This window comes from Parasutterella sp. (genome assembly GCF_057870745.1).
In genome coordinates, this window is the sequence record NZ_DBMALT010000081.1 from 1 (window position 1) to 5186 (window position 5186).

General features: G+C 45.7%; 3 protein-coding genes. All 3 read left to right on the forward strand.

Features of this window, described 5'->3' with window-relative positions; all coding sequences use genetic code 11:
* Positions 1 to 432 precede the first annotated feature (432 nt).
* The 3 genes from ACZND6_RS12630 to ACZND6_RS12640 all read left to right on the forward strand — a co-directional run bounded on the left by ACZND6_RS12630 (position 433) and on the right by ACZND6_RS12640 (position 4983).
* Positions 433 to 2202, forward strand: coding sequence for an IS1634 family transposase (locus ACZND6_RS12630; RefSeq protein WP_489524764.1), 1770 nt, complete (start codon positions 433 to 435; stop codon positions 2200 to 2202).
* 850 nt (positions 2203 to 3052) lie between these two features.
* Positions 3053 to 3673 (forward strand): LexA family protein, encoded by a 621-nt coding sequence (locus ACZND6_RS12635; RefSeq protein WP_204901997.1) that lies wholly within the window; start codon positions 3053 to 3055, stop codon positions 3671 to 3673.
* 2 nt (positions 3674 to 3675) lie between these two features.
* Positions 3676 to 4983, forward strand: a complete 1308-nt coding sequence (locus ACZND6_RS12640) for a Y-family DNA polymerase (RefSeq protein WP_300876024.1) — start codon at positions 3676 to 3678, stop codon at positions 4981 to 4983.
* Positions 4984 to 5186 lie beyond the last annotated feature (203 nt).

Here is a 5186-nt window from a genome sequence, read left to right on the forward strand (position 1 = left end):
AATAACTTGAGGAGTTAACACGAAAAGAAAAAAATGAAAATCTACTATAAGCCCCGTCTATCGGGGCTTTGCACGATATAAGGGGCTAAACACAGGTATATTAATGAATATTCTGATCATCAAGAAAATCTTAATAATCCTTTTCTCGGTGCTTTCCATTGGAGCAGTCCAAGCCAACGAAACCATTATCAAAATTGGTTTACCCCTGGTCTCCCCTCCGTGGAATACTTCCCAATTCTTACAGCAGAGTATTCATTCCTTATCATGGAAACTGCCTCAATATAAGTTTGAAGCCTAAAAGTCGGCGGATAAATACATCTTGAGGCGAGGCAGCTAAATATTTCTTAAAAACCTATTGAAAAAAATAGGTTTTTTCTTGACTTTTTAAAATGTGTAATATAATTATAAGCATATTTTAAAAGGTTCCTGATCATGTCTAAGCCAATAACCGGAAAAACTACCACCTCTGTTTGGAAGCAAAAGCGTAAAAACGGCGATATTTACGTCTGGGAAAGACAAACTATTTACATTCCGGAGACGAGAAAGACCAAAGAACTTTCCCGAAAACTGCTCGGCAAGATTCCTGCCGGATCGACCGACGGAGAAATCGTACCCACCAGACCCAAACGCAAAAAGACAGAGGATGCGGAACCCCAGTCCTCTACACGTTCAAGAGTTGGATCGACTTCGCTTCTGCGCTGGGTCGGAGAGCAAAGCGGTATTACCGATGATTTGCTCTCTTGCATGGATGAGGGCTCGGCTAAAAAGGTAGACACGATTGCTCAGTTTTGGTTGGCTAATCAGGGTGACAGACTGCAGAGAATGCAGAAGTGGCAGTTCCTCCATCCCACTCCTTATCCCGAGCCGATTTCAAAGGACGTTTACCACGACTTGTTTGAATATCTCGGATTAAACGAAGACATCGTTCAAAACTACTTCCTTGCAAGGGCTAAACGCTGCCATAAAGAGGATGCGGCTGCTTTCGATTCTTCAACCATCTCTTCATACTCCCGATACATCAAAGAAACCCGTCAGGGTTTTAATAAGGCCGGTGACGGTTTGGATACCGTTAAGTTTCTTACCTTGTTCGATTTGGCGACGCACCAGCCCATTGCTTTTGCACGCGGACCGGGAAACTTGGCCGATGTCTCCGGCATAGAAAACGCTCTAAAGCAGTTCTCGTTCTTAAACATCTCCAAGGCTCAAATCGTTACAGACAAGGGGTATTACAGCCAGAACAATATCGGACAGATGCTGCGCAAACACATCAAATTCCTGACGGCCGCGTCTATCGAGCTGTCTTGGGTTAACCACCACCTCCAGAAAAACAAGGCCGGACTGGAAACCGCCTCAAGCCTTTGCCCTTGGGACTTCAACATCCATGGCATTACGGTTCCGGTTGATGCTGAGTTTACCTACCAAAGACAGAGGAACAGAGGCGAAGAGGTCAAGGGCGATACTCTCAGTGAAACAAGGCGGTTATACCTGCATCTCTATCTGAATCGCGAGAGAGTCGGAGAGGATGAAAAACGCCTTGCGACAGATCTTATGTCCCTGAAGAACGACATTGAAAAAGGCCTGTGGGATGAGCTCAGTGAATCAGCTCAGAAGAAGGCAGAAAAGTATCTCAATATCAGCCGGCTCGGCAGAGGCGGTAAGCTCAAAGTTGCGATAAACGAAGAAGCCTACGCTCAGGCTAGGAAAGATTACGGCTACTTTGCCCTTGTCTCTAACAAAGCCGAAGACTGCTTCGAGGCTTTGAGAAAGTACCGTCTCAGAGAAAAAATTGAAGAAGCCTTTAAAGATACGAAAAATCGATTGGACGGTACACGCACTCGCGTCTGGGACGGAGATACCCTCAAAGGACGCATGTTCTGTCAATTTGTTGGGCTTGGATATCAGTGCTTCCTGCACACGAAGATAAAGGAACTCAAAGAAAAGCTTGAGCTGAGCCTCAGCGATAAAAAGCTCGCGGAAAAGGACAAAGATCAGAACGCCGACCTGCTTAAATGGCTGAAAAAACAATCGATGCAAAGTTTAATCGATTGGTTCGACTGCATTGAATTGACGAGTCTAAGAAGTGAAGCCGGGACCGTTACACAAAGAAGCGGGGAGACGAAACGTGACCGGTTATTCTTTACATTGCTAGGAATACCGGGATTTGAAGAAAAACCGCAGAATCAGTTAAAGGTCTGTCCGTAGAAATCGGATGTGACCTTTATCCGACATTTAGGTTCTTTAGGCAGTGGACGGGCATGACGTCGATGGAGTTTGGATAATTATTAAACAAGAGCCAAACAAGTCCAAACGGGGGCGTACTAATTAGCTATACCCTCTCTTATGTGGGGATGACATTCGTGCGGCCTAAACTTTTGCCGTAATTGTTCGATTAATTTTTCATGCAAAGAATAAATCTAACGAAAAGGCGGGAAGCCGTTCAAAATCTTCCCGGGACTTTTTTCTCATTTTTGAATCTTCTAGTCCAGCCAGTTCAGTACCGCTACCGAGTTTGTTGTTGAGTACTTGCTTTTAAATTGATGCGACGATAAATGTACAGAATCCAGCGAAGAAGATGTCTGCAGCGCGTTAAAGACAAAAGAATTAATCCAAAAACAAAGACACAGCCGACGCCGCTTTGCTAGGAAAACTTCACCGTTAAAGAGATGAAAAGGAAAATAGCTACCAAGTGTGGTGTTTTTGGTGGTGCTTTTTTCAAGAAAGGAGTCTAACTATTTGAATAATTAAAAAGGGCTGGCGGAGAGGGGGAGAATTTAAACTAATTTAAATTCAAATAGATAGCAACTTAAAGAAGAATTTAGTGACCAGTTTGGTGACCAATTAAAATTGTAAAATTATTAGAAGGAAAAGCCCTGCTGATGCAGGGCTAACCTTTGCCGACCTAGAAGACACTAAAACCGGTCGGAGTTCGTCTAGGACTATTCTAAGGCTTTTAAAGCGGTTGGTATCCTTGATTCATAGCAACGGGAATAATTGACTACAGATTTTTGAAATAGTATGATTATTTCAAAATTTTTCCTCTTTTTACTTCATCATGGATAAAACAACTAAAAAAGAAAACCGCGGGGGCGCTCGTGAAGGTGCCGGCCGAAAAGGTCTTGGTAATACAAAACGTGTTTCCATTTGCCTTACAGATGAACTGGTTCCTGTTTTCAAGCAGTTAGGCGGCGCAAAATGGCTTCGCTGTGAACTTGAATGTGTCGCAGAACCTGCTCGTACCCTCGACACAGACCAGATTCTGGTTCCGGCCATGAATCCGACGCATCTAAGCATTCCGGTCTACGAATGCGGCGTTCAGGCCGGGTTCCCTTCCCCGGCAGAAAGCTATATAGACAGGTCACTGGACCTTAACGCATTCTTAGTCGCTAATCCTGCCTCAACATTCTTCGTCTACGTAACAGGCGACTCAATGGACTTAGCCGGTATGGACGAAGGCGACCTCCTAGTCGTCGACCGCTCCCCGGAACCCAAGAACGGCGACATCGTCATCATGAGCATTAACAACGAATTTACCGTTAAGCGCTATGTGAAAGACGATAAGGGACTGCGTCTGCTTCCGGAAAGCTCAAACCCCATCTACAAACCCATTCTTCCCAAAGACTACGACGAGTGGCGCTTTATCGGTGTTGTGAAGTACACGATTAAAAGTAACTAAGTATGCAAGTGTTCGCGCTGGTGGACGGAAACTCCTTCTTCGCCTCCTGCGAAAAAGTCTTTCGTCCGGACTTAACTGACCGTCCTGTTATAGTGCTTAGTAACAATGACGGATGCGTCGTCGCTCGATCAAAAGAAGCAAAAAAACTCGGCATCAAAATGTGCCAGCCGTACTTCCAGATCGAAGAATTCTGCATACGGGAAAACGTCGCCGTTTTCTCAAGTAACTACGAACTCTACGCCAATCTCTCCGGGCGCATGATGTCCACTATCGCCTCTCAAGTTGACTGCATTGATCCGTATAGCATAGATGAGTGCTTCGCCAACATGAGCGGCTACGAAGGTCTGGGTACTGACCTAACCCAGTTGGGCTTTCGGATCAAGGAAAAAGTATTTAGGGATGTCGGCATCCCAACGTGCGTCGGTATCGCACCGACAAAAACTTTAGCCAAATACTGCAACCATTTGGCCAAACACTACGCCGGGCTTAAAGGGGTGTGCAATTGGCTCGACTTAACGCCTCAAAGACAGGCAAAGGCGCTTGCCTGCGAACCTGTCTCTGAAATTTGGGGCGTCGGCAGACGCTATACCGAGCATCTCGGCAAGATAGGAATCCGTACCGCTCTGGATTTAGCCCGTGCAGATGCGGAAGCCATCCGTGATCGGTTCGGTATTACGCTTTCCATGACAGTTCGAGAACTTCAGGGAACTTCCTGTATCCCGCTGGAGCTTGTGAAACCAAAAAGACAGCAAATCCTGCGGAGCCGCAGCTTCAGTCATTTGGTCTGCGACAAAGACGATTTGCTGGGCGCAGTCACGTTCCATGCCCAGGAATGCGGAAGAACCTTGCGTCGCGAAGGTACGGTGGCGCACACCGTCGGTATTATTTTGAACACGAATCCTTTCCGCCTTCAGGATGTCCAGCAACACGCTTATCCGTGCGTTGGCCTTCCTTATCCTATTTCGGATACCAATACGATTATTCATTACGCTCGGCGATTGCTTAATCAAACTTACCGCAGAGACTGCCTCTATAAACGCGCCGGGGTCTATGTCGGAGAAGTCGTTCCGAAAGACGCTGTCACCAAGGATCTTTTTGAAGAGACGGAAACCGAACAACAGCAGATCATCTGTGAACTGATGGATTCCATCAACACCCGCTACGGTAAAAATACGCTCTGCTTTGCGGCTTCTAAATTAGGCAAAGACGCTTGGGAAATGTCCCGTGCGCGTTTGAGCCCGGGATATACAACCTGTTGGAAAGATTTGCCCCGCATCGGTCCGCTCTTAATGGAAACGGTGCCGTTCTGATTGAACGGTTAGGGCTCTTCTCACTTAGAAATTATTAGTAAGCAAAATAAAATTTTTCAATAATTAATTCTTAAAGCTCCTCTAAGAAAGAGTGGGCCTCTACAAAGGCATTCAAAGAACAGTTTTTTCGTGTCTTTGCTATCTAACATTGGACTTTTTGAAGAAAATGATTGCAGCCGATACCACAATATCATCCGTGAAAA

Bases quoted from the DNA above. Each gene is read 5' to 3' on its own strand.
- ACZND6_RS12630 (WP_489524764.1), top strand. From the start codon at position 433: ATGTCTAAGCCAATAACCGGAAAAACTACCACCTCTGTTTGGAAGCAA.
- ACZND6_RS12635 (WP_204901997.1), top strand. From the start codon at position 3,053: ATGGATAAAACAACTAAAAAAGAAAACCGCGGGGGCGCTCGTGAAGGT.
- ACZND6_RS12640 (WP_300876024.1), top strand. From the start codon at position 3,676: ATGCAAGTGTTCGCGCTGGTGGACGGAAACTCCTTCTTCGCCTCCTGC.